We start from the raw sequence: 24,806 nt of genomic DNA on the forward strand, positions 1-24,806 counted from the left end.
TTTATATGGATGGCTTCCCGAGTGGCCAAAGGGGACAGACTGTAAATCTGCTGCAAATTGCTTCGGTGGTTCGAATCCACCGCCATCCATTCAACTAAATAACGCGGGGTGGAGCAGTCTGGAAGCTCGTCGGGCTCATAACCCGAAGGTCATAGGTTCAAATCCTGTCCCCGCTACTCAAGTATGCCTAGATAGCTCAGTTGGTAGAGCAGAGGACTGAAAATCCTCGTGTCCTTGGTTCGATTCCGAGTCTAGGCATCTTTTTTTATTAATCTTTTTGATATTCCTTTTCTTCCAAATTACTTATAAATGATATTTTATTTCAAGAAGATAGTGATTTAATTAATTGTTTATTGATTATTGTAAAATATGCTTTTAAAATAAACTCTAGACTTACTTTTAAAGGTGGTACCATTTTAATGACTAAGCAAGAGAAATTAGAGAGAAAGAGTAAGATCAGAGAAGCACTTAAGAAACATGGACAGGAGATTCTTTCTTCTCATTTATTTATAAAATCCAATGGCTTTATCCAGCACGGAGATATGTCAGTATATGAGCATAGTATAAATGTTGCAGAGAGAGCTCTTAGAATAAACAGATTCCTGCATGCGAAGAGTGTTGAGCGTGATCTGGTAAGAGGCGCTCTTTTGCATGATTATTTCCTCTATGATTGGCATGTAGATGGCAAGGATAAGGGTAATATACATCCTAAGCTTCATGGCTTTTATCACCCCGGTACAGCGCTTAAAAATGCCAGCAGGGACTTTGTATTAACACCCAGGGAAAAGGACATTATACAGAAGCATATGTGGCCTCTGACGATTGTTCCTCCGCTTTGCAGAGAAGCATGGATTGTGACACTGGCTGATAAGTATTGTTCTCTTATGGAGACCTTAGGGCTTCATAAAGCTAAGGTAAAGGCCAGATATATCGAAATACCAAGAGAAGATGATTGATATTGATTATAAATTGTTTAAAGGTGCCGTATGGCACCTTTTTTCATGTAGGTTAAGCGCAAAATAAATGTAAAGTAAGCACAAAATAAAAAAAGACGAATGCACGAAGCATTCGCCTTTATTATATCTATTGAACCAGATCAAGCTATCAAAGCTTAGGGCCAGCAGCTACAAGAGCCTTACCAGCGTCATTGCCTTCATACTTCTTGAAGTTCTTTGTGAATCTCTCAGCAAGATCCTTAGCCTTAGCTTCCCACTCAGAAGCATCAGCGTATGTATCACGAGGATCAAGGATTGCAGGATCAACTCCAGGAAGAGATGTAGGAACCTCGAAATCGAAGATCGGGATCTTCTTTGTCTCAGCCTTGTTTACATCACCGTTAAGGATAGCATCGATGATACCACGTGTATCCTTGATGGAGATACGCTTGCCTGTGCCGTTCCAACCTGTGTTAACAAGGTAAGCCTTAGCACCAGACTTCTGCATCTTCTTAACAAGCTCTTCACCATACTTTGTAGGATGAAGCTCAAGGAATGCCTGACCGAAGCAAGCTGAGAATGTAGGTGTGGGTTCTGTGATACCACGTTCTGTACCAGCAAGCTTAGCTGTGAATCCTGAAAGGAAGTAGTACTGTGTCTGCTCAGGTGTAAGGATAGAAACCGGAGGAAGTACTCCAAACGCATCAGCTGAAAGGAAGATAACGTTCTGAGCATCAGGACCAGCGGAAATCTTGTTAACCTTTGAAGCAATGTTGCCGATGTGGCTGATAGGATAAGATACACGAGTATTCTCTGTAACGCTCTTATCATCGAAATCAATCTTGCCGCTTCCGTCAACTGTTACGTTCTCAAGAAGAGCATCTCTCTTGATAGCGTTGTAGATATCAGGCTCAGCGTCCTTATCAAGACCGATAACCTTAGCATAGCAACCACCTTCGAAGTTGAATACGCCGTTGTCATCCCAACCGTGCTCGTCATCACCGATGAGGAGTCTCTTAGGATCTGTTGAAAGTGTTGTCTTACCTGTTCCGGAAAGACCGAAGAAGATAGCTGTGTTCTTACCATCCATATCTGTGTTAGCAGAGCAGTGCATGGAAGCCATACCCTTAAGAGGAAGGTAATAGTTCATCATTGAGAACATACCCTTCTTCATCTCTCCGCCGTACCATGTGTTGATGATAACCTGCTCACGGCTTGTGATGTTGAATGCTACGCAAGTCTCAGAGTTAAGTCCAAGCTCCTTGTAGTTATCAACCTTAGCCTTAGATGCGTTGTAAACAACGAAATCAGGCTCGAAGTTTGCAAGCTCTTCATCTGTAGGAACGATGAACATGTTCTTGATGAAGTGAGCCTGCCAAGCAACCTCAACGATGAAACGAACTGCCATGCGAGAATCCTTGTTAGCACCGCAGAAAGCATCAACTACGAAAAGTCTCTTGTCGCAAAGCTCTTTCTTAGCGATATCCTTAACTGTTGCCCAAACCTCCTCGCTCATAGGATGGTTGTCGTTCTTATACTCGTCAGTTGTCCACCAAACAGTATCCTTTGAGTTAGCGTCCATAACGATGTACTTATCTTTAGGAGAACGTCCTGTATAGATACCTGTCATAACATTAACAGCGCCAAGCTCAGTATCCTGACCCTTTTCATAACCTTCAAGACCAGCCTTCATCTCTTCTTCATAGAGAAGCTCATAAGAAGGATTGTGAACGATCTCAGTTGTGCCAGTAATACCATACTGTGTTAAATTGATTTCTGCCATTTCTTTAACTCCTTTTCTTTTTCTATTGTGATAGCTGATTGTCTGAAAAAACATCAGCTAAACGCTCATACACTACATTATACAATACTTTGTCAGAAAAATAACGTAAATTATAGAAATTTAACAAATAGTTAAAATTTGCAGGTATAAACAGGATTATATGAAAATAATTTACTACTTCTGAGAAATTGTCTCATTAAATAAAGAGATGAAGGATTGTGCCGTAAGTGAGAGATCATGTATAGGATTTATCGCGATACAAATGGATCTCTTTGGAGGAAGCGTTGAGGTTTTAAGCTGCACAAGCTCACCGCTTACAAGCTTATCGTGGACAAGAGGCTCGGGTAAAAGTCCGATACCGACACCGATCTCAGTCAGAGTCTTAACTATACTCATACTTCTTACGGTGTAATCAGGGGAGAGGAGCTTTCCGCTTTTTAAAAACCAGCCGTCAAAAAGTCTTCTGACCTGAGTGTCCTGGGGCACGGTTATAAGGGGTATAATGATGATGATAACTTCAACATCGTTGCAACATGTGCACCTGTAATGAAGGAAGGCGACACACCTGAGATTGGATATCCCACAAGTGAGCTTGTAAAGGAGCAGATGGGTATCGCGGCAACAACAAAGGATCTTGAGCTTGCATGCAGATATCTTGATTACTGGTACACACCTGAGGTAATGATGCTTGGAACAATGGGTGTTGAGGGTGAGACCTACGTTGTTGATGATGACGGAACATATCACCTCTCAGACCAGATGAAGGATATGGTATCAAGCGGCAAGGTTAACACAGATTTACACGGAGGCTACATAATAATGAAACAGTTTAGACAGGATGATTCCACTATCGTAAGCACGAAAGCAGGAAAACTACAGGGATACTTTTTTGACGGAACTTATATTTTCAAGGGAGTTCATTATGCAGAAGCAGAGCGTTTTTGTCAGCCTACAGAGGTTGAGCCCTGGGAAGGGATAAAGGACGCTACATCATATGGCATGGTCTGCCCGCTTATGCACCAGGATACACCCCGCGGAGAGCTCATGGTTCCCCATGCATACTGGCCTCAGGATGAGCATTGCCAGAACCTCAACGTATGGTCAACAGAGCTTAATAAAAACGCTAAAAAACCGGTCATGGTATGGCTTCATGGAGGCGGATTCTTTGCAGGATCTTCCATAGAACAGCTCTGCTATGACGGCGCGGCTATGGCTAAGGAAGGTGACGTGGTTGTTGTAACAATCAACCACCGTCTAAACCTCCTTGGCTACCTGGATCTTTCACCCTTTGGAGATAAGTATAAAAATTCCGGCAACTGCGGTAATGCGGACATGGTGGCAGCACTTAAGTGGGTTAAGGAAAATATTGCAGCCTTCGGTGGAGACCCTGACAACGTAACAATCTTTGGACAGTCAGGCGGCGGAATGAAGGTTACATCACTTATGCAGACTCCTGCAGCAGACGGACTCTTCCACAAGGGCATCGTAATGAGCGGTGTTCTTGGTAAGGACTTCATGGATACAGGAAAAGGTGATGGAAAGCCGATCGTAACAGCAATGTTAAAGGAGCTTGGCCTTACTGAAAATGATGTTGATAAGCTTCAGACACTGCCCTATGAGAGACTGGTTGAAGCCTATGAAAAGGCAGCTCCTGAAATAGGGAAGCAGGGACTCTATGTTGGAATGGCACCTATGATCAATGACTGGTATCAGGGAGAGCCTCAGTTTACAGGCTTTACCGAGAACGCAGCAAAGATCCCGATGATGATCGGAAGCGTCTTTGGAGAATTTGCTTTCATGCCTCTTGATTTTGACAAGACAAAGATGACAGAGGATGAGATGAAGGAGAGACTTACAAGGATATTCGGGGGTAAGACAGAGGAGCTTATTGAGAAGTTTAAAAAGGCATATCCTGATAAGAAGATTATTGATGTTATGTCCTTTGACTCAATTTTCAGAGCACCTACCAAGGTTCTTATTGAAGAAGCAAGTAAGAGACCTGAGGCACCTGTGTATTCATACCTGTTTGCCTTAGAGTTCCCGATTCAGCATAACAAGCCGGCATGGCACTGCTCCGATATTGCATTCTTCTTCCACAATATAGATCTTGTGCCTGTGGCTAATGTTCCGGGAGTCTCAGATAAGCTTCAGGAGCAGATCTTTAAGGCAGTTATTAACTTTGCAAAGACAGGCGACCCGAATCATGAAGAGCTTCCTGCCTGGGATGCATCAAAGCCCGGTGATGAGGCGACAATGATATTCGACAGAACCTGTGAATGCAGGCATAATTTTGACAACGAGCTTGTAGATCTCCATAAGACAATCATTCCTAAGTTTGAGTTTGGAGGAGATGTGGAGATACAGCACTAAAAAATTGGTTACTCTCTTTTTCATAAACCAACTTGAAAAGGCTACCGCCATGTTGCGGTAGTCTTTTCGCGATATTATAGTTATATGTAGAAAGAGAGGCCTATGAAAACAATAAAGGAAGAACTTGAAAACTTAAGAGATGGTGATCTGTATCCGTTCCACATGCCGGGGCATAAGAGAAATCCTGATGCCGGAAGCATGGCGGGATACATGGATATAGATATTACGGAAATAGATGATTACGATAACCTCCATGATGCAGAGGGCATGATACTTGAGGCACAAAAAAGGGCAAAGAGGCTCTACGGCGCAGACGAGACCTTTTTCCTTGTAAACGGAAGTACCTCAGGAGTGTTGTCTGCTGTGTCGGCAGCAGTATCAGAGGGAGGTCTTCTTATTGCGGGAAGAAATTCCCATAAGGCGCTGTATAACGCAGCTTATTTAAGAAAATTAGAGCTGCGATACTTATCGCCTGTAAGGGTAAAGGTCCCCGGTGGGGGCTTTCTTATGGGAGCGGTAGACCCCGAAGAGGTTGAGAAGAAACTTGCTGAAAATGAAAAGGCCGAGGCGGTTTTTATCACTTCACCAACCTATGAGGGAATATCCTCGGATATCAGAAAAATAGCAGATATTTGCCATAAGTATAATAAAATCCTGATAGTTGATGCAGCCCACGGAGCCCATTTGGGATTGCATGAGGGGCTCCCCTTAAATGCAGTAACAGAAGGAGCAGACATTGTAATACACAGCGTCCATAAGACCCTGGCATCAATGACACAGACAGCGATTCTTCATGTTCAGGGAGACCTTGTAAACAGAGACAGGCTGCGGAGATTTCTCAGGATTTATCAGTCAAGCAGTCCCTCCTACGTATTAATGTCATCAATAGATTCCTGTATAGGAGATATTGAAAAAAGAGGAGACGAGATATTTGGGGGGCTCCTGGATTATAAGGATAGGATTTTTAAGGAAACAGCTGACTGCAAAAATCTCTTCATCGCACCTGCGGGCATTATTTCAGATCCCTGCAAGGTCCTTGTGTGTGCAAGGGACTCTGCTATCACAGGGCAGCGTATATATGATATACTTCGATTAGAATACAGACTTCAGCCTGAGATGGCAGGTGACTTTTATGCGCTAATGATCATCACGGGATATGATACGAAGGATGGCATAGGGAGACTCATAGCTGCCATAAAGGACATGGATATCCGCATAACAAACGGGGATATCGTTAAAGAAAAGTCCGAGTTAAAAAAAGCCGGTATTAATGATATTACTGAAAAGGAATCTGTAATAAACACAGAGTATCCAAAGGCACTTTTCCCTATATATAAGGCATGGGATACGGAGCGGGAGATGGTGGATATCACCACAGCTTCCGGCAGAGTGTCTGGTGAGTTCATTAATTTGTATCCGCCGGGGATACCACTTATTGCACCGGGAGAGATTTTTACAAAGCAGATGATCCATGATATAGGCGAATACATTAATGCAGATATGAATGTGCAGGGCGTCTGTATATCGGGTAACGGAGATAGAAAGGTAAGCGTATTAAAAAGCGCTGATTGATATGGGAAAGATATTTGAGATCATGGGCAGAAGCTCATGTGGCAAGGACACAATTTATAAGCACCTTTTGGAGAGGGGCAATGTTGACCTCAACAAGGTCATTATATATACGACAAGACCTATGCGTGAGAAGGAAAAGGACGGTGTGCAGTACTTTTTCTGCAGCATAGAGCGTTATGAAGCTCTTAAGGCAGACCGAAAAATAATAGAGGAGCGCACATATAACACCGTCTATGGCCCATGGCACTATTTCACGGTTGATGATGGACAGATAGATCTCTCCAAGGGAAATTACCTTATCATCGGAACGGTGGAGATGTTTGTGTCCATTCGTGAGTACTTCGGAGAGGGCAATGTGGTGCCGCTCATGATAAGTGCCACAGACGGCGAGATCATGAAGAGAGCCATGAAGAGAGAGCAAAAGCAGGAGGAGCCAAAGTACGATGAAATGTGCAGGCGCTTCCTTGCGGATAAGGCGGATTATGCAGATGAAAAGCTTGCGGCAGCAGGCATAACAAGGACCTTTGATAACAACGGTGAGCTTGAGGACTGCATAAAAGAGATTGAGAAGTTCATCCTCGAAGAGACAAAGTAAAGAGGTGGGTTTATTATGGATATCAGGATTGATAATATTCAGCAGACCACACAGGTTCAGCAGACTGGTGGCGTCCAGGAGGCAAGCGGGGATTTTAAATTCACGCTTACAAGTAAGATCGAGGATGCGTCACTTGCCGAGCGCTTAAATCTCATGATGCAGGATATTGTTCAGCAGGGAAAACAAATCTCCAAGAAAAATGATATCCGTGACATGCAAAGATACAGGCTTCTCATAAAGGATTTCCTTAATGAGATAGTTACAAGATCCCACGCTTTTTCCAGAGAAAACTTCCTGGACAGAAGAGGACGCCACAGAGTCTACGGCATAATAAGGCTGATTGATGATAACCTGGACGAGCTGGCGCAGGAGCTTGTTAAGGATGAAAAGGACAACATAAATATCCTGGCAAAAATTGGACAGATTGAAGGCCTTTTGCTTGATATTTTCACGTAATAAAGGTTAGGTACAGGGGAGGAACTGCCGTAAATGGCGCTTTTTTCAGACATAATAGAGCAGAATCAGATAAAGGAGCATATGCAGAATGCTCTAAGGACAGATAAGATATCCCACGCATACATAATATCGGGGGATACGGGCAGCGGCAAAAAGATGATCGCAAATATCTTTGCTCAGGCGATTCTGTGTGAGGATAAGAAGGAAATAGACGGCTATATCGAGCCCTGCGGGGAGTGTCATTCCTGTAAGCAGGCGCTGGCGGGCACACATCCGGACATCCGCGTCGTGATGCATGAAAAGCCCACCTCGATAGGTGTGGATGAGATAAGGACGCAGGTTTGCGATGATGTTTATATAAAGCCGTATTCGGATCACAAGATTTATATAATTCCGGACGGTGAGCTAATGACAGCTCAGGCGCAGAATGCTCTTCTTAAGACTCTTGAGGAGCCTCCTGCTTACACTACGATCATTATTCTGACTTCAAATATAGACGCATTTCTTCAAACCATACTCAGTAGATGTATAGTCTTTCCGATAAAATCAGTCAGGGACGATCTCATACAGAAATATCTCATGGAAAAAAGAAAAATTGTGGATTACAAGGCAAGGCTGGCGGTTTCCTTTGCGCAGGGAAATGTCGGCAAGGCTATCCTTTTGACTGAAAATGAGAACTTTGAGAAGTTAAAGAACGGCGCCATAGATCTGATGGACAGACTTCCGAGAACTCAGGCGGGAGATCTGGCAGAAAGGCTTCTGGCCCTTCTTACACCTGAGGATTCATCGGATAAAAAGCCCGATGTGATAATGACAAATGACTTTCTGGATGTACTGCTGTTTTACGTCAGGGATCTTCTTGTCTACAAGGCGGAGAAGAGCGCGGATCACTTGATTTTCGCGGATAAACTGTCGTATATTAGTAGTGTTACGGATAAGTGTTCCTATAAGGAAATTGATAATATTTTAAATGCAATCGAGAGGGCGAGAACAAGGATTCGCGCCAACGTAAACAGTATGATGACTCTCGAGATGCTGATGCTTGATATAAAGGAGAATTTATAATATATGACCAGAGTTATCGGCGTAAGATTCAGAACGGCCGGCAAGATCTACTATTTTGATCCGGGTAACTTTGATATAAAAAAGGGTGACCATGTAATTGTCGAGACAGCCAGAGGTGTTGAGTACGGCACAGTACTTTCAGATCCCAAGGATGTTGAGGACGAAGAGGTCACAAAGCCCCTTAAGGCAGTGCTTCGCATGGCCAATGATAAGGACAACGAGCAGGAAAAGAACAACAGAGTCAGAGAGAAGGAAGCCTTCAGGATCTGTAAGGAGAAGATAATCAAGCACGGTCTTGAGATGAAGCTTATTGATGCTGAGTATACCTTTGACAACAACAAGGTTCTGTTCTATTTCACTGCTGATGGAAGAATTGACTTCAGAGACCTTGTTAAGGATCTGGCATCTGAGTTTAAGACAAGAATCGAGCTCAGACAGATCGGTGTAAGAGATGAGACCAAGATAATCGGTGGCTATGGAATATGCGGAAGACCGCTTTGCTGTCATTCTTATCTTTCAGACTTTATACCTGTTTCCATAAAAATGGCTAAGGAGCAGAATCTGTCACTTAATCCCACCAAGATTTCAGGTGTGTGTGGAAGACTTATGTGCTGCCTCAAAAACGAAGAGGATGTATATGAAGAGCTTAACCGCAAGATGCCCGGAATCGGTGATATCGTTAAGACAGAGGATGATCTTGAGGGCGAGGTAGCAAGTGTAAATATTCTTAGACAGACTGTTCGAATCCTTGTTGATGTTGATGATGAGAAGGAAGTTCATGAGGTAAATGTGGACGATCTTACTCTTGTAAGGAAAAAGCAGAAACATAAGCAGAACGGTCCTAAGGAGAAGGATGCTGACGAAGAGGCTGCAAAGGCTTTGGAGCAGCAGGACAGAGATATTAATACCTCTGAGAAGCCTCAGAAGAACAAGAATCAGAACAGAGATAATCAGGACAGAAATAAGAATCAGGAAAACAAGGGCCAGGATAACAACAGAGGCCAGGACAATAACAAGAACCAGGGAAATAATAAATCCCAGGATAACAACAAGAATCAGAACAACAATAAGCCTCAGGAAAACAAGGCTCAGGAAAATAAGGCCCAAGATAACAATAAGAACCAGGACAATCGTGATAAGTCCCAGGATCATGGCCAGAATGACGGTCCAAACGGACCTCAGCAGAAGGGCCATAAGAACTTCGATAAGAAGAATAACAACAGACGCAGGAATTTTAATAATAAAAAGAACCACAATAACCGTGGTCAGAATTCCGGAAACCAGGATAACAAGGGACAGGACAACAGAAACCGAAATCGCGGTGAGGAATCGGATGCAAAGAACTGAGGACAAAGATAAGCTCCTTAAGGAAGGAGAAAGACTGGATGATCTTCAACGAAATGGATTGATGATCATTCAGGATCCCGAGAGGTTCTGCTTTGGAATGGATGCGGTTCTGCTGTCAGGCTTTGCCACAGCGGCAGCAGGAGATAAGGTTCTTGACCTGGGAACAGGGACGGGAATCATTCCGATTCTAATGTCTGCAAAGACAAATGCGGAGCATTTCGTAGGACTTGAAATACAAAAAGACAGTGCGGATATGGCTATGCGCAGCGTCATGTACAATGACTTAACTGAGCGCGTGAGTATAGTAAACGGAGATATAAAAGAGGCGGAGAAATTATTTGAACCTGCCTCTTTTGACGTTGTAACAACAAATCCGCCGTATATGATAAAGGGGCACGGTCTGACTAATCCTGACAGCCCCAAGGCTATAGCAAGACATGAGGTGCTGTGCGACTTAAACGATGTGCTGAGGGCTGCCAAGATCATGCTTCATCCCGGCGGAAAGTTTTTTATGGTGCACAGACCCTTCAGACTTGCCGAGATATTTGACTGTATGCGCAAGAACAGGATAGAGCCCAAGCGCATCAGACTGATACATCCGTATCTTGATAAGGAACCCGGCATGGTTCTGATAGAGGGTGCAAGGGATGGAAAGCCAAGGCTTGCTATAGAACCACCGCTGATTATTTATGAAAAGCCCGGAGAGTACAGCCGGGAAATGAAGGAGAATTATGGCTTCTAACACACAGGGTATGCTGTATTTATGCGCAACTCCCATAGGAAACCTTAGTGACATAACCGCAAGGGTCTTAGAGACTCTTGAAAAGGTCGACATAATCGCTGCTGAGGACACGAGGAACAGCATCAAGCTTTTAAACCATTTCGATATTCATACCGAGATGACAAGCTACCACGAGTACAACAAGGTGGAAAAGGCTGAGTACCTCATAAGACTTATGCAGGAGGGAAAGGATATAGCGCTTATCACTGACGCAGGGACTCCTGCTATCTCTGATCCCGGAGAGGTTCTTGTAAGAATGTGCCATGAAACGGGAATTACCGTGACATCACTTCCGGGACCTGCTGCATGTATTACAGCGCTTACACTTTCAGGGCTTAATACCAGAAGGTTTGTGTTCGAGGGATTTTTACCGGGACAGGATGATAAAAAGGAAAGACACCGAATCCTGGACCAGCTTCAAAATGAGCACAGAACCATCATAATGTATGAGGCACCTCATCACCTTAAGGCAACTTTAAAGGATTTAAAGGAAGCTCTGGGTGACAGGAAGATTTCAATATGCAGAGAGCTCACAAAGAGATTCGAAGAGGTGATGCCTACAACAATAGATGGGGCGATCGCATATTACGAGGAAAATGAACCCAGAGGAGAATATGTCCTTGTAATAGAGGGAGTAAGCCTGGAGGAGCTGGACAGACAGAAGCAGGAGGAGTGGACAAAGATGAGCCTTGAGGACCACATGGCCTACTATGAAAATAGCGGCATGAGTCACAAGGATGCCATGAAACAGGTTGCTTCTGACAGAGGAGTTGGAAAAAGGGAGATTTATCAGGCACTTTTGGATAAATCCAAATAACGCATTTGGGGAGTAATTATTTTATGTTAGATAAAACCATAATGGTTTTTGCGATCGTTGCAGGGGTAGTTCTTTTTGTTCTGCTTGGGCTACTTATTATTGTAAGAATTCGAAGACAGAGGCCACTTCCTATGGATGAACTGGAGGGCCATGACTTTGAATACTACTGCGCTGACCTTTTAAGGGAGCATGGATTTCTGGATGTTGAAGTGACCAAGGGAAGCGGGGATTTCGGAGCGGACATCCTTGCTGAAAAGGATGGAGTAAGCTATGCGATCCAGTGCAAATGCTACGATAAGCCTATAGGAGTGAAGGCAGTCCAGGAGGTTTACGCAGGAAGAGATTACTACGACTGCATGATAGGCGTTGTTATGACTAATCAGTACTTTACGGCACCTGCTGTAGAGCTTGCCAGGAAGCTAAAGATAATGCTTTGGGACAGGGGATATATAGACAGTATGTAAATAAAAGAGCCACCGGAAAAATCGGCGGCTCTTTTTCGATCTATTCATAGTTACAAATCCGACAATTAAGGTTTTATTTTCTTAATTACCCAATAAGTATTACCATCCAAGGCAATCCTTGTATGTCTCTTCTGTTCCAGCTGCAAGATTTCCGCCCTGGAAGAGATAGATGTGGTTATCAGATGCGTTCAGATTAAGAGCAATCTGTCTGTCGTTTACTCTCTCAACAGCAATAGTATTGAACTTCTCACCATGCATTGAAACAGCAGTAAGGTTAGCAGGCATATCGAAACCATCCTTAACATGTAAAACTACTCTGCCGCCTGAAACAAGGGGCGGAAGCTTAACGCCAAAAGCACAAACGATTGTTGCACCATGTGTTGCAGCAATTGACTGAGCTGTGCGTGTATAACGAGGATTTACATGGAAGAGATCTGCTGTCATTCCTGACTCTGTCTGGCCGTCAAGAGTGAAATCACCAACACCTGAAGAAACAGGAATAAAATCATTGGTTTCAAGCCAGAGTCCACTAAGAACTGCGTTGTTAGTATACTCTCCGGGTAAAAATCTGCCGGGTGTCATCGGAGCTGCGCATACAGAAATAGACATAGCGCAAACCATAACTGCTGCTAAAGCGAAAGAAACAATTTTCTTCATTCGAAGTCCCTCCTTAAATACGATTAAGATTCGGATGTAACTACGTTACTGCCATACATCATAGCCTATAGTCATAAATTGGCTATTTATTATGTATTAATTTTTTCTAAAATAGGGAGGCTCAAAAACGGAACCGCATGGGGGCTAGTGTAAAGAGCTTTTTGTTTTTATAGGTAAACTTGTATATATACAACTTGAAAAACTTGTACAAAATTACAAGACAAAATGTATTGACCTGATCATTCTCTCTAGTTATGATTTTTAGGTAATCACTTAGTGATTTCCGGAGGGGAAACGTGGCGAAATATCAAGAGGTCATCGACTGGATACAAAAGCAGGTGAGCAGCGGTGCGCTGACGCCTGGAAGTAAGATACCGTCGGAAAATGATCTATGTGTACAATTTAATATAAGCAGACAAACGGTGAGACACGCAATAGGGATACTTGTACAGGAGGGAATCCTTACTGCCGAGCGGGGAAGCGGAACCTACGTCACCGACGAGAGGGTGCAGACCGGAGAGCGAAGCAGGATAGCTGTAATTACAACTTATGTTGACAGTTATATCTTTCCTAAGACAATACAAGGGATTGAGAGTAAGCTAAGGGAGCTTGGATATACAGTACAACTTTTCTTTACAAACAATTCATCTGTGAGGGAAAGGGAGATCCTGTCGGAGATAATTGAAAAGGACGAAGTGGCGGGAATAATCTTAGAGCCCACAAGAAGTGCTCTTCCAAATCCCAACACGGATCTTTTGTCTAAGATAACAGCCATGAAGATACCCATTCTTTTCATGAACAGCTATTATCCTGAGATGACGAGAACATCTTCGGGGGAAGACGGAGGAAGTGGTATTCCACATGTGTCCATGAATGATAAGAAGAGTGCTTACAAGGCGGTGAAGAGTCTTTTGGATAGTGGGCACAGAAATATAGGCTGCGTTCTTAAGATGGATGACAGGCAGGGACTGGACAGATACAGCGGATATCAGGAGGCTATCTCTGAGAAGGGGTTGGCGCCGGAGGATTCAAGGATCACCTGGCTTGATACCGAGGACTTAAAGAACCAGGAGCATATCAAGGACAAGATTCGCGACAGGCTTTCTGATTGCACGGCGGTCTTTTGCTATAACGATGAAGTGGCGGCGCTGGTAATGCAGATTCTAAAGGAGGACGGAAGGAAGGTTCCGGCTGACATTTCACTTGTCAGCATGGATGATTCGGACCTTGCCAAGCTCACAAGGCCTCCGATAGATTCCATACCGCATCCAAAGGAAAAGCTTGGAGAGCGGGCTGCTGAAAATCTGGTGAGACTTATACACCACCCGGGATTTTCAGCCACTTATGAATTTGAGGAAGATATTACAAAAAGAGGATCGGTTAAAGAAATTTAGAGCCTCTATAAGACAATAAAACAATTTTTAGCGGGAAAAGGAGAAGAAGTATGGGAAATGCAAAACAGGCTATCGCAGATGGCAAAACACTTTTGGGAATCGAGTTTGGGTCAACAAGAATCAAGGCTGTTCTTACTGACATGGATAACAATCCTATCGCTCAGGGATCACATAGCTGGGAAAACAGACTTGAGGATGGAGTTTGGACCTACACACTTGATGATATCTGGGGAGGTCTTCAGGACTGCTATAGCAAGCTGGTAAAGGATGTTGACGAGCAGTATGGAGAGAAGCTTACAAAGGTCGGTGCTATGGGATTTTCAGCAATGATGCACGGCTATATGGCTTTTGACAAAGATGACAACCTTCTTGTTCCCTTCAGAACATGGAGAAACACAATAACAGAGAAGGCTTCAGACGAGCTTACAGAGATTTTTGGATATCACATTCCTCAGAGATGGAGCATCGCTCACCTCTATCAGGCAATGTTAAACGGTGAGGAGCATGTAAAGAATGTGGACTTCTTCACAACTCTTGCAGGCTATATTCACTGGCAGCTCACAGGGGAGAAGGTTCTTGGTGTAGGTGATGCATCAGGAATGTTCCCTATTGATTCAGCAACCTGTGACTACAATGAAAAGATGGTAGGCCAGTTTGACAAACTTACAGCCAAAAAGGGCTATTCCTTCAAGCTTCGCGACATCATTCCGAAGTCACTTCCTGCAGGAGCAGAGGCAGGTAAGCTCACGGCTGAAGGTGCTAAGAAGCTTGATCCTACAGGCGCACTTGAAGCAGGTATTCCGGTTTGTCCTCCTGAGGGAGATGCCGGCACAGGAATGGTTGCAACAAATTCTGTTGGCGTAAGAACAGGTAACATCTCAGCAGGAACTTCAGTATTTTCAATGGTTGTTCTTGAGCATGATCTTTCAAAGGCATATCCTGAGCTCGACCTTGTTACAACACCTTCAGGTGAGCAGGTTGCCATGGTTCACTGCAACAACTGTACTTCAGACCTCAACGCTTATGTAGGACTTTTCAGAGAGTTTGCAAAAGCTGTTGGTGCTGATGTGGATGATGATACACTTTATGGAACTCTTTACAGAAAGGCTATGGAGGGCGATGCAGATTGCGGAGGACTCCTTGCATATAACTATTTCTCAGGAGAGAGCATCACGGGCTTCAATGAAGGAAGACCGCTGTTCGTAAGAAGACCCGATGCAAAGATGAACCTCGCAAACTTCATGAGAACACACCTTTACACAGCACTTGGTGCACTTAAGGTTGGTAACGACATCCTTATGAAGGAAGAAAACGTAAAGGCTGACTTCTTCTTTGGCCAGGGTGGATTCTTCAAGATCAGAGGCGTTGGTGACAGAGTAATGGCAGCAGCACTTGATACACCCATCAAGCTCATGGAAACAGCAGGTGAGGGCGGTCCTTGGGGTCAGGCTATTCTTGCAGGCTTCATGCTTAACAAGGAAGACGGTGAGACTCTTGAGCAGTATCTTAACAACAAGGTATTCAAGGATGGAAAGGTTGAGACCTGCGAGCCCGTAGCAGAGGATGTTAAGGGATTCGATGAGTTTATGAAGGATTATAATGCGGGACTCGAGATCGAGAGAGCGGCTGTAGATACACTTAAGTAATAGGACCCTCATCCGCCCTTCGGGCACCTTCCCCCAGAGGGGGAAGGCAAGAGGAAAAGAAAGGAATATAACATGTTAGAAGAACTTAAAAAGAAGGTCTACGAAGCAAACATTCTGCTTCCCAAGTATGGCCTTGTTACCTTTACCTGGGGTAATGTCAGTGAGATTGACAGGGAATCAGGACTTTTCGTAATTAAGCCGAGCGGAGTTGACTATGAGACAATGACACCCGATGACATGGTTGTCATGGATCTTAACGGTAAAAAGGTGGAGGGAAAGCTTAATCCTTCATCAGATACCCCCACACATGTGGAGCTTTACAAGGCATTCAAGGATATAGGTGGTGTTGTTCATACACACTCATCCTATGCAACAAGCTGGGCTCAGGCAGGAAGATCAATCCCTTGCTATGGCACAACGCATGCAGACTATTTCTATGGAGAGATTCCCTGCGTAAGATGCCTTACAAAGGATGAGATTGAGGATGCTTACGAGGAAAACACAGGACATCTTATCGTGAATGAGTTCAATGCAATGGGCAAGGATCCGGTTGCAGTACCCGCTGTTCTTTGTAAAAACCATGGCGTATTCTCCTGGGGCAAGGATGCTCACGAAGCAGTTCACAATGCAGTAGTTACAGAGGAAGTAGCAAAAATGGCATATAGATGTGAGGTTATTAATCCCAGAGTTATGCCTGCTCCTCAGGAACTTCAGGATAAACACTACTACAGAAAACATGGCGCTAATGCGTATTATGGGCAAGCTGCGAGAACCTGATGAGGTATTTTCGAATCTGGTTCGAGCGTGTTCTGGCGAGCGAAGCGAGAGCAGAACTTCCATGCGAGCGTAGCGAGAGCAGAACTTCCATGCGAGCGAAGCGAGAGCAGAACGTCCTTGTGAAAATGGAAAAGCACTATTTAAGAACAATTGCGCAAAAAAACGATAGTCGGATATTGCGATTTGTGTTAAATTGATACTGCCTGGGGATTCCGGGCAGTACTTCATAAGATTTTTAAGAAAAAAGGAAGTGGAGGAATTATGACAAACAAAGAATTGCAGAAAATTGCAAATGAAGTCCGCAAGGGCATAGTAACAGCTGTTCATGCTGCAAAAGCTGGACATCCCGGCGGATCACTTTCAGCAGCAGATATTTTTACATATCTGTATTTTGAGGAGATGAACATTGATCCTAAGGATCCGGTTAAGGCAGATCGTGACCGTTTCGTTCTTTCAAAGGGACACACAGCACCCGGCCTTTACTCAGTAATGGCTCAGCGTGGATATTTCCCTGTAGAGGAGCTTAAGACTCTTCGTAAGCTTGGATCAAGACTTCAGGGACACCCCAGCATGCAGTACCTTCCCGGACTTGATATGTCTTCAGGTTCACTTGGACAGGGTATTTCAGCAGCTTGCGGTATGGCACTTTCTGCAAAGCTTGATAATAAAGATTTCAGAACATACACACTTTTAGGTGATGGTGAGATTGAAGAAGGACAGGTTTGGGAGGCAGCTATGTTCGCAGGCTTCCGCAAGCTTGATAACCTTGTTGTTATCGTTGATAACAATGGTCTTCAGATCGACGGACCTGTTGATCAGGTTTGCTCACCTTACCCGATCGACAAGAAGTTTGAAGCATTTAACTTCCATGTAATCAACATTGATGCACATGATTTCGATGCTATAAGAGCAGCCTTCAAGGAGGCTAGAGAGACCAAGGGACAGCCTACAGCAATTATTGCACACTCTATAAAGGGTAAGGGTGTATCCTTCATGGAGAACCAGGTTTCATGGCACGGTGTTGCACCTAATGATGAAGAGTATGCTAAGGCAATGGAAGATCTTGAAAAGATCGGCGCATCTTTAGAATAATTGGAGGTTAAAATGAGCGAAGTTAAGAAGATAGCTACCAGAGACAGCTATGGTAAAGAACTTATAGAGCTTGCAAAGGAAAACGACAAGGTAGTAGTACTTGACGCTGACCTTGCAGCAGCAACAAGAACAGGCTGGTTCAAGAAGGAATTCCCGGATCGTCACATCGATTGCGGTATTGCAGAGTGCAACATGATGGGCATCGCTGCAGGACTTGCAACAACAGGTAAGATTCCTTTTGTCAGCACATTTGCAATGTTTGCTACAGGACGTGCTTACGAGCAGGTTCGTAACTCAGTAGGATATCCTCACCTCAACGTTAAGATCGGTGGAACACATGCCGGAATTACAGTAGGTGAAGACGGTGCCAGCCATCAGTGTAACGAGGATCTTGCACTTATGCGCACAATCCCCGGAATGGTTGTTATGTGCCCTGCAGATGATATCGAGGCAAGAGCTTGTGTTCGCGCAGCAGCTGAGCACGAGGGTCCTGTTTACATCCGTTTCGGACGTGCAGCTTGCCCTATTGTTAATGACAGACCTGATTACAAGTTTGAGCTTGGTAAGGGAACAGTTCTCCGCGAGGGAACAGATGTCAGCATCATTGCTACAGGTATCGGCGTAGGTTCAGCTCTTGAAGCAGCTGAGAAGCTTGCAGCTGAGGGTGTAAGCGCAGAGGTTATCAATATCTGCACAATCAAGCCTATCGACAGAGAGCTTGTTGTAGCTACTGCTAAGAAGACAGGCAAGGTTGTAACAGTTGAGGAGCACTCAGTAATCGGCGGCCTTGGCTCTGCAGTTTGTGATGTTCTTTCTGAAGAGTGTCCTACAGTTGTTAAGAAGATCGGTATGCAGGATCGCTACGGCGAATCAGGTTCTGCAGGAGATCTTGTTAAGAAGTATGGTCTTGACGGAGAGGGTGTATACAACTCAGTTAAGGAATTTCTTAAATAAGTTATTACTTGGTAAAAATACGTAGAATTTTTAAGTTTGGTACCCATTTTTCCGCATAAAATGGGTACCAAATTATTATATTGTGATTATTGTTTCCAAATTTAATTGAAATGAGTTAAAATATGGGTGTTTTTGGGTACCAAATCAGGAAAAACGCTCGGAATTTACAAACACATGCATTTGAGGTTAAACAGATATGAATATTCTTGCACCATCAATTCTTTCAGCGGATTTTACAATACTTGGACAGCAGATAAAGGAGACTGAGGCAGCAGGCGCGCAGTATCTTCACTTTGATGTTATGGACGGTATATTTGTTCCCTCTATATCCTTTGGCTTACCGGTACTTAAATCCATAAGGAAGGCTTCTAAGCAGGTCTATGATGTACATCTTATGATAGAGGAGCCTATCCGTTATATTGAGCATTTTGCGGAGAGCGGTGCGGATATTATAACCTTCCATGTAGAAGCTGCATCAGATTCCAGAGAAGTAATAGACAAGATCCGCAGCCTTGGTAAAAAGGTGGGACTTGCTATTAAACCCAAAACACCGGTAGATGCTGTAGTGCCTTATCTGGAGCATATAGACATGCTTCTTGTGATGACTGTTGAGCCAGGATTTGGCGGTCAGAAGTACATGGATGAATGTACTGACAAGATAAAGGAAGCAAGGAAGCTTATAAGTGACGCCGGACTTTCAGTTGACGTAGAGATTGACGGCGGAGTAACTGTTGATAACGTTAATGTGCCTCTGGAAGCAGGTGCCAATGTTATCGTTGCAGGTTCTGCTGTGTTTAATGGTGACATATCTGAAAATGTAAAAAACTTACTTGGGAAAATGCAGTAAGTAAGAATATTATGTAAATATAAATATTATCTAAATTGTTAAGGAGCATAGTCAAAAAAGGGCTTTGCTCCTTAATTTTCTCTAAATTTTTTCTAAATATCGAGAATTGCTGCGCCTTATAACGTATAATTAAAGTGGAAGTATACCCATTAGTGAAAGTAAGGGTAAAGTTATGGCGCACAATGTAAGAAATATTTGTATGAATTGTGGAAGGATGTTTACGGCAAGAGAGAGCTATCATGCCTTCTGCTCGCTTGAATGTAAAAAGATGTATTCAAATCACTCAGGATACAGATGCAGAGACTGCAGAAATGCAGGCTGTAAAGTGCGCAACGATTCTCTTGTAAATTCCCCACCTGACTGTGAAAATCTTCAATTGCACAAATCTTATAAGGCAACGGGTTCTAAATAATGTTTATCATGATTTTTTATGGCACAGACAAGGAGAAATTCTTGCCTGTGTTTTTTTATGTAAGTATAATTGTCAAAGGATTATCAGTATTGATGCATATTCAGATTATGTATTGTTTTCTGAAATACGGTGTAGATACAAGTCGGAGGAATAAGTTTGAAGCGAAAGAAGAAATCTACAGCACAGGCTTTGCACAAATATGGGGAATACATTACAACTTGTTATTTACTAATAATGCTGGCGTTTGTGCCCTTCTATTATCAGAACGGATACAGTGACATAGCTAATGCAAAGTATAAGATATACAGGCTTGTAACAACAGCATTCATAATAATATGTGGATTTATCTGTTATCTAGTAGAGACCGGATGCTTAAGAGGAGAAAACTTAAAACGCAGGCCAAAACTACCTATTATATTTGTGCTTACGCATCTGTTGTCACATATTATCTCATGGATATTCTCAAGCAATCATAAGACCTCTTGGGTTGGAAATGGGAGCTGGCACATGGGATTCCGTGTACAGCTATTGTTTATCGGAGCCATGCTTCTTGTTTTTTACTATTATAAGGACAAGCTCTCCATCTGGATCGCTGCCGGCATAGGCGCCGGAATTACAGGACTCCTGACAGTTCTTAACAGATTCGACATCTACCCTAATAAGATGGGTAATACCTATCCCGGATTTATTTCAACGCTTGGACAGACCAACTGGGCGACAATGTATGTGGCTTGTCTTATGGGTGCAGGAATTGCCTATTATATATATGAAGAAAACCGAATGCGCAGGATGATAGCACTTTTTGTCGATGCCTTCATTTTTATGGGAGCATGGGTGATTGGAAGTGACACCATACTGCCGGTGATGATGGCAGAGCTATTTATTTTATTTGGCGTTTGTATCAGCAAAAGAGAAATGCTACAGAGATTTTCAGTAATTATCGCGATGTTTGGCGTAGTTACCGAGATAGTATACTTCCTGGTGTTCGTTCTGTTTCATGATAAATTTGTATTTGTTGATGAAAATGATGCAGTTAATTCACTTCTCAGAAAGCATGTAGGAGTTCTGATAATATTTGTAGCCTTGGTTATCATGGCCATGCTATATGCTACAAGACAAAAAGAATGGAAGGGTAAAGCCCTAAAAATTCTCTACAAGGTTATGGTGGCAGGGCTCCTTTTGGGAATAATTCTCATTGTAATTGCGATGGTAGTGGTTACTAATACACCTGAGAAGGCGGGTGGCCTTGCAAATATCAGAATGCTGAGGTTTGATTACGATTGGGGAACGCACAGAGGCCTTAACTGGAGATGTGCGGTGTACGGCTTTGGAAGACTTCCCTTTTGGCGAAAGCTTGTTGGAACAGGCCAGGGCGGGTTTGCGGCATACATATACTCTTTTCCGGACTTTGAAGAGATCCTGATTGAAATGTATGGTAAATATAAGCTGATGGTCGCCCATAATGAATACCTTCACTTCCTTGTTGAAAACGGTATTCTGGGGTGCATCACCTACGCCGGGTTTATAATAACTTCATTTGCTGCACTTTGGAAAAAAGCAGATAAAAGCAGGCTTTCAATGATGGCGCTCCTGTCCCTTTCAGGCTATTTTGCATGCAGTATATTCTTTTTTCAGCATGTATATGCAACCTCATTCATGTATCTGTTTGTTGCAATGGCCTTATCGGAAGAGCGAAAAACAAAGATTGCAAATTGACAATAATAAGCAGTAAAGGCATACTAGATAATAGACTTTATGCGTAAACCTGTAATATTTAGAAAGGTTGATATTTAGATAATGTATAAAAAGATGGATAGAAATGCACCGTGCTGGTGCCAGAGTGGTAAGAAATACAAGGCTTGCCACGAGGCTTTTGATGACAAGATCATCAAGCTTCAGAGGGAAGGTAAGATAGTTCCCCACAGATCACTCATTAAGACTGAAAAAGATATTGAAGGCATTAAAAAGAGTGCGAAGATAAATATGGCCTGCCTCGACGAGGTAGCTGACAAGATAAAGGCAGGCATGTCGACTCAGGAAATCGATGATATCGTCGCTGATGTAACTAAGAAGATGGGTGGTATCCCGGCACCTCTTAATTATGAAGGTTTTCCTAAGAGCGTATGCACTTCCATTAATGATATGGTATGTCATGGAATTCCGTCTCCTGACGATATTTTGCAGGAGGGCGACATTATAAATGTAGACTGCTCCACAATTCTGGATGGCTACTACTCAGATTCTTCACGAATGTTCTGCATCGGAGATGTGGATCCTGAATGGAAGAAGCTTGTGGATGTTACTAAGGAAGCAGTTGATATAGGTGTTAAGAATGTAATCCCCTGGACACCCCTTGGAAATATGGGCGACGCAGTTCATCAGCACGCTCTTAAAAATGGTTACACAGTGGTTCGTGAGATTGGCGGACACGGCTGTGGTAACGATTTCCATGAGGAACCCTGGGTTAGCTTTGTAAGTAAGCCGGGAACAGAGATGATCATGGTACCCGGAATGGTATTCACCATCGAGCCTATGATAAACATGGGTGAGGATAAGATTTTCGTGGATGCTGATAATGACTGGACAGTTTATACTGAGGACGGTTCACCTTCAGCTCAGTGGGAAGTGGAAGTCTTGGTTACCGAGACCGGTTGCGAGATATTATGTTGGTAAGGAGATTTTTATAAATGCAGAACAAAGGAAAATATTACATTACTACAGCGATAGCTTATACATCAGGTAAGCCTCATATCGGAAACAGCTATGAGATCGTGCTTGCTGACGCTATTGCAAGATATAAGAGAAAAGATGGCTATGATGTTCATTTCCAGACAGGCTCTGACGAGCACGGCCAGAAGATTGAGACAAGAGCAATCGAGGCAGGCTGCAACAGCCCTAAGGAATTCGTTGATGGCGTTGCAGGTACAATCAAGAGCCTCTGGGATATGATGGATACATCCTATGACAGATTTATCCGTACCACAGACGAGGATCACGTTCAGCAGGTTCAGAAGATATTCAAGAAGTTCTATGACCAGGGCGATATCTATAAGGGATCCTATAAGGGAATGTACTGTACAGAGTGTGAGGCATTTTACACAGAGTCTCAGCTTGTTGACGGAAAGTGTCCTGAGTGCGGATCAGACGTACATCCCGCTGAGGAGGAAGCATATTTCTTCAAGATGAGCAAGTATGCACCTCAGCTTATCGAGCACATCAATACACATCCTGAATTCATTCAGCCTGTGTCACGTAAGAATGAGATGATGAACAACTTCCTGCTTCCCGGACTTCAGGATCTTTGCGTATCCAGAACCTCCTTCAAGTGGGGAATCCCTGTAAGCTTCGATGAAAAGCATGTAGTATATGTATGGCTTGATGCGCTTACAAACTATATCACCGGTATCGGCTATGATGTGGATAACAGCAGCGAGGACTATAAAAAGTGGTGGCCTGCTGACCTTCATCTTATCGGTAAGGATATCATCAGATTCCATACTATTTACTGGCCTATTTTCCTTCTTGCACTTGGCGAGCCCCTTCCGAAGCAGGTATTCGGACATCCCTGGCTCCTTCAGGGCGGCGAGAAGATGAGTAAGTCCAAGGGCAACGTAATCTATGCTGATGACCTTGTAAGTCTCTTCGGTGTTGATCCTGTTAAGTATTTTGTACTTCACGAGATGCCCTATGACAATGATGGCGTGATCACATGGGAGCTCATGGTTGAGCGTTACAACTCAGACCTTGCCAATACACTTGGTAACCTTGTAAACAGAACAATTGCAATGTCCAATAAGTACTTCGATGGCGTTGTAGCTGACAAGGGAGTAGAAGGCGGTGTTGATGCTGACCTTAAGGCAGTATGCACAGGCGCTTATGAAAAGGTTGAGAAGAAGATGGATGAGCTCAGAGTTGCTGATGCTCTTACAGAGATTTTCGCAGTATTTAAGCGTTGCAATAAGTATATTGATGAGACTGAGCCGTGGAACCTTGCAAAGGATGAGGCACAGGCTGACAGACTTTCAACAGTTCTTTACAACCTTGTTGAGGGTATCACAATCGGAACAAGTCTTCTTGAGCCCTTCATGCCCAGAACAGCAGAGAAGATTCTCTCTATGCTGAACACAAAGAGCCGCGACTTTGATACTCTTGATACCTTCGGAAAATATGAGAGCGGCACAAAGGTAACTGATGCTCCTGAGCAGACCTTTGCAAGAAAAGACCTTAACGAGGTTCTTGCTGAAGCTGCCAAGATCACAGAGAAGCAGAAGGCTGACTTCATCGAGTCTCAGAAGAGAGCTAAGGAAAATCTTACCAAGGCTGGAATGCTCAAGGAAGCTAATGCCATTGTTATCGGCGGCGCTGAGGACAAGGCTGAGGAAGGCGAGGCAGCAGAAGGAATCGATATCCCTGCAAAGGATGAGATCACCTTTGATGACTTCATGAAGATGCAGTTCCAGGTAGGTGAGATCATCGCCTGCGAGGCAGTTCCGAAGTCCAAGAAGCTTCTTTGCTCACAGGTTAAGATCGGAAGCCAGACAAAGCAGATAGTATCCGGTATCCGCAAGTACTATACTCCCGAGGAGATGGTAGGTAAGAAGGTAATGGTTCTGGTAAACCTTAAGCCTGCAAAGCTTGCCGGTGTTGAATCTGAAGGAATGCTCCTTTGTGCAGAGGATGCAGAAGGTAACCTTGCACTTATGACACCTGAGAAGGCTATGCCCTCAGGAGCAGAGATCTGCTAATAATTATATAAATACGAACCCGATAATTTCATCTTGGAAGTTATCGGGTTTTTCTTATAATTTATATTTTTTTGGAGATTTATAAACTGAATTTTAG

Annotated in this window: 21 protein-coding genes, 3 tRNA genes and 1 pseudogene; 22 read left to right on the forward strand and 3 right to left on the reverse strand. The window is 43.6% G+C overall.

What is annotated here, in order from left to right; genetic code table 11:
- Nucleotides 1–7 precede the first annotated feature (7 nt).
- The 4 genes from G601_RS0103920 (at nt 8) to G601_RS21850 (ending at nt 956) form a co-directional block, all read left to right on the forward strand.
- Nucleotides 8–89 (forward strand) — tRNA-Tyr (locus tag G601_RS0103920).
- Between the two features lie 13 nt (nt 90–102).
- A tRNA-Met gene (locus tag G601_RS0103925) sits at nt 103–176 on the forward strand.
- Nucleotides 177–185: 9 nt separating this feature from the next.
- Nucleotides 186–258: transfer RNA gene (locus G601_RS0103930), tRNA-Phe, on the forward strand.
- A 161-nt stretch (nt 259–419) separates the two neighbouring features.
- The gene (locus G601_RS21850) at nt 420–956 is read left to right on the forward strand and encodes an HD domain-containing protein (protein ID WP_051205561.1); all 537 of its coding nucleotides are present in this window, start codon (nt 420–422) and stop codon (nt 954–956) included.
- Between the two features lie 148 nt (nt 957–1,104).
- Here the strand turns inward: G601_RS21850 and pckA are convergent, their stop codons facing one another.
- Nucleotides 1,105–2,718, reverse strand: coding sequence for a phosphoenolpyruvate carboxykinase (ATP) (gene pckA, locus G601_RS0103940; RefSeq protein WP_026491029.1), 1,614 nt, complete (start codon nt 2,716–2,718; stop codon nt 1,105–1,107).
- Nucleotides 2,719–2,892: 174 nt separating this feature from the next.
- Nucleotides 2,893–3,204, reverse strand: coding sequence for a LysR substrate-binding domain-containing protein (locus G601_RS26390; RefSeq protein ID WP_026664530.1), 312 nt, complete (start codon nt 3,202–3,204; stop codon nt 2,893–2,895).
- A 60-nt stretch (nt 3,205–3,264) separates the two neighbouring features.
- Between G601_RS26390 and G601_RS0103950 the strand changes: the two genes are divergently transcribed.
- From G601_RS0103950 to G601_RS0103990, 9 genes and pseudogenes are all read left to right on the forward strand, one after another.
- Nucleotides 3,265–5,088, forward strand: a complete 1,824-nt coding sequence (locus G601_RS0103950) for a carboxylesterase/lipase family protein (RefSeq protein ID WP_242834376.1) — start codon at nt 3,265–3,267, stop codon at nt 5,086–5,088.
- Between the two features lie 102 nt (nt 5,089–5,190).
- On the forward strand, nt 5,191–6,660 hold the full coding sequence (locus G601_RS21855) for an aminotransferase class I/II-fold pyridoxal phosphate-dependent enzyme (RefSeq protein WP_035790307.1): 1,470 nt from the start codon (nt 5,191–5,193) through the stop codon (nt 6,658–6,660).
- A gap of 1 nt (nt 6,661) precedes the next feature.
- Entirely contained in the window at nt 6,662–7,255 is a 594-nt protein-coding gene (locus tag G601_RS0103960) for a guanylate kinase (RefSeq protein WP_026664532.1), read from the forward strand.
- A 15-nt stretch (nt 7,256–7,270) separates the two neighbouring features.
- The gene (locus tag G601_RS0103965; protein ID WP_026491032.1) at nt 7,271–7,711 is read left to right on the forward strand and encodes a YaaR family protein; all 441 of its coding nucleotides are present in this window, start codon (nt 7,271–7,273) and stop codon (nt 7,709–7,711) included.
- Nucleotides 7,712–7,744: 33 nt separating this feature from the next.
- Nucleotides 7,745–8,776, forward strand: coding sequence for a DNA polymerase III subunit (locus tag G601_RS0103970; protein WP_026491033.1), 1,032 nt, complete (start codon nt 7,745–7,747; stop codon nt 8,774–8,776).
- A gap of 3 nt (nt 8,777–8,779) precedes the next feature.
- Nucleotides 8,780–9,670: pseudogene (locus tag G601_RS27135) on the forward strand (PSP1 domain-containing protein); the annotation flags it as partial.
- Between the two features lie 439 nt (nt 9,671–10,109).
- A complete protein-coding gene (locus tag G601_RS0103980) occupies nt 10,110–10,865 on the forward strand; it encodes a tRNA1(Val) (adenine(37)-N6)-methyltransferase (protein ID WP_026491034.1) in 756 nt (251 codons plus the stop codon).
- The gene (gene rsmI / locus G601_RS0103985; RefSeq protein WP_026664533.1) at nt 10,855–11,721 is read left to right on the forward strand and encodes a 16S rRNA (cytidine(1402)-2'-O)-methyltransferase; all 867 of its coding nucleotides are present in this window, start codon (nt 10,855–10,857) and stop codon (nt 11,719–11,721) included. The genes G601_RS0103980 and rsmI overlap by 11 nt, the downstream gene beginning before the upstream one ends.
- A 23-nt stretch (nt 11,722–11,744) precedes the next feature.
- Nucleotides 11,745–12,185, forward strand: coding sequence for a restriction endonuclease (locus tag G601_RS0103990; RefSeq protein WP_026491036.1), 441 nt, complete (start codon nt 11,745–11,747; stop codon nt 12,183–12,185).
- Nucleotides 12,186–12,284: 99 nt separating this feature from the next.
- On the opposite strand, the gene G601_RS0103995 is transcribed toward G601_RS0103990, so the two are convergent.
- The gene (locus G601_RS0103995) at nt 12,285–12,842 is read right to left on the reverse strand and encodes a hypothetical protein (RefSeq protein ID WP_026664534.1); all 558 of its coding nucleotides are present in this window, start codon (nt 12,840–12,842) and stop codon (nt 12,285–12,287) included.
- Nucleotides 12,843–13,138: 296 nt separating this feature from the next.
- Here G601_RS0103995 and G601_RS0104000 point away from each other — a divergent pair, with 296 nt between their 5' ends.
- From G601_RS0104000 to metG, 9 genes are all read left to right on the forward strand, one after another.
- The gene (locus G601_RS0104000) at nt 13,139–14,236 is read left to right on the forward strand and encodes a GntR family transcriptional regulator (RefSeq protein WP_026664535.1); all 1,098 of its coding nucleotides are present in this window, start codon (nt 13,139–13,141) and stop codon (nt 14,234–14,236) included.
- A gap of 50 nt (nt 14,237–14,286) precedes the next feature.
- Nucleotides 14,287–15,882 carry a xylulokinase gene (locus G601_RS0104005; RefSeq protein ID WP_026491039.1) on the forward strand — a complete coding sequence of 532 codons (1,596 nt, stop codon included), beginning with the start codon at nt 14,287–14,289 and terminating at the stop codon, nt 15,880–15,882.
- A gap of 72 nt (nt 15,883–15,954) precedes the next feature.
- On the forward strand, nt 15,955–16,659 hold the full coding sequence (locus G601_RS0104010; RefSeq protein WP_026664536.1) for an L-ribulose-5-phosphate 4-epimerase: 705 nt from the start codon (nt 15,955–15,957) through the stop codon (nt 16,657–16,659).
- 261 nt (nt 16,660–16,920) lie between these two features.
- Entirely contained in the window at nt 16,921–17,751 is an 831-nt protein-coding gene (locus G601_RS0104015) for a transketolase (RefSeq protein WP_026664537.1), read from the forward strand.
- A 12-nt stretch (nt 17,752–17,763) separates the two neighbouring features.
- Nucleotides 17,764–18,705 carry a transketolase family protein gene (locus tag G601_RS0104020; protein WP_026664538.1) on the forward strand — a complete coding sequence of 314 codons (942 nt, stop codon included), beginning with the start codon at nt 17,764–17,766 and terminating at the stop codon, nt 18,703–18,705.
- A gap of 196 nt (nt 18,706–18,901) precedes the next feature.
- Nucleotides 18,902–19,552 (forward strand): ribulose-phosphate 3-epimerase, encoded by a 651-nt coding sequence (gene rpe, locus G601_RS0104025; protein WP_026664539.1) that lies wholly within the window; start codon nt 18,902–18,904, stop codon nt 19,550–19,552.
- Between the two features lie 568 nt (nt 19,553–20,120).
- The gene (locus G601_RS0104040; protein WP_155834456.1) at nt 20,121–21,680 is read left to right on the forward strand and encodes an O-antigen ligase family protein; all 1,560 of its coding nucleotides are present in this window, start codon (nt 20,121–20,123) and stop codon (nt 21,678–21,680) included.
- Between the two features lie 81 nt (nt 21,681–21,761).
- Nucleotides 21,762–22,637 carry a methionyl aminopeptidase gene (locus G601_RS0104045; RefSeq protein ID WP_026491046.1) on the forward strand — a complete coding sequence of 292 codons (876 nt, stop codon included), beginning with the start codon at nt 21,762–21,764 and terminating at the stop codon, nt 22,635–22,637.
- A 14-nt stretch (nt 22,638–22,651) separates the two neighbouring features.
- Entirely contained in the window at nt 22,652–24,709 is a 2,058-nt protein-coding gene (metG, locus tag G601_RS0104050; RefSeq protein ID WP_026664542.1) for a methionine--tRNA ligase, read from the forward strand.
- The last annotated feature ends 97 nt before the right edge of the window (nt 24,710–24,806 follow it).

It is taken from the genome of Butyrivibrio sp. FC2001 (assembly GCF_000424125.1).
In the GTDB taxonomy this organism is placed as follows: domain Bacteria; phylum Bacillota; class Clostridia; order Lachnospirales; family Lachnospiraceae; genus Butyrivibrio.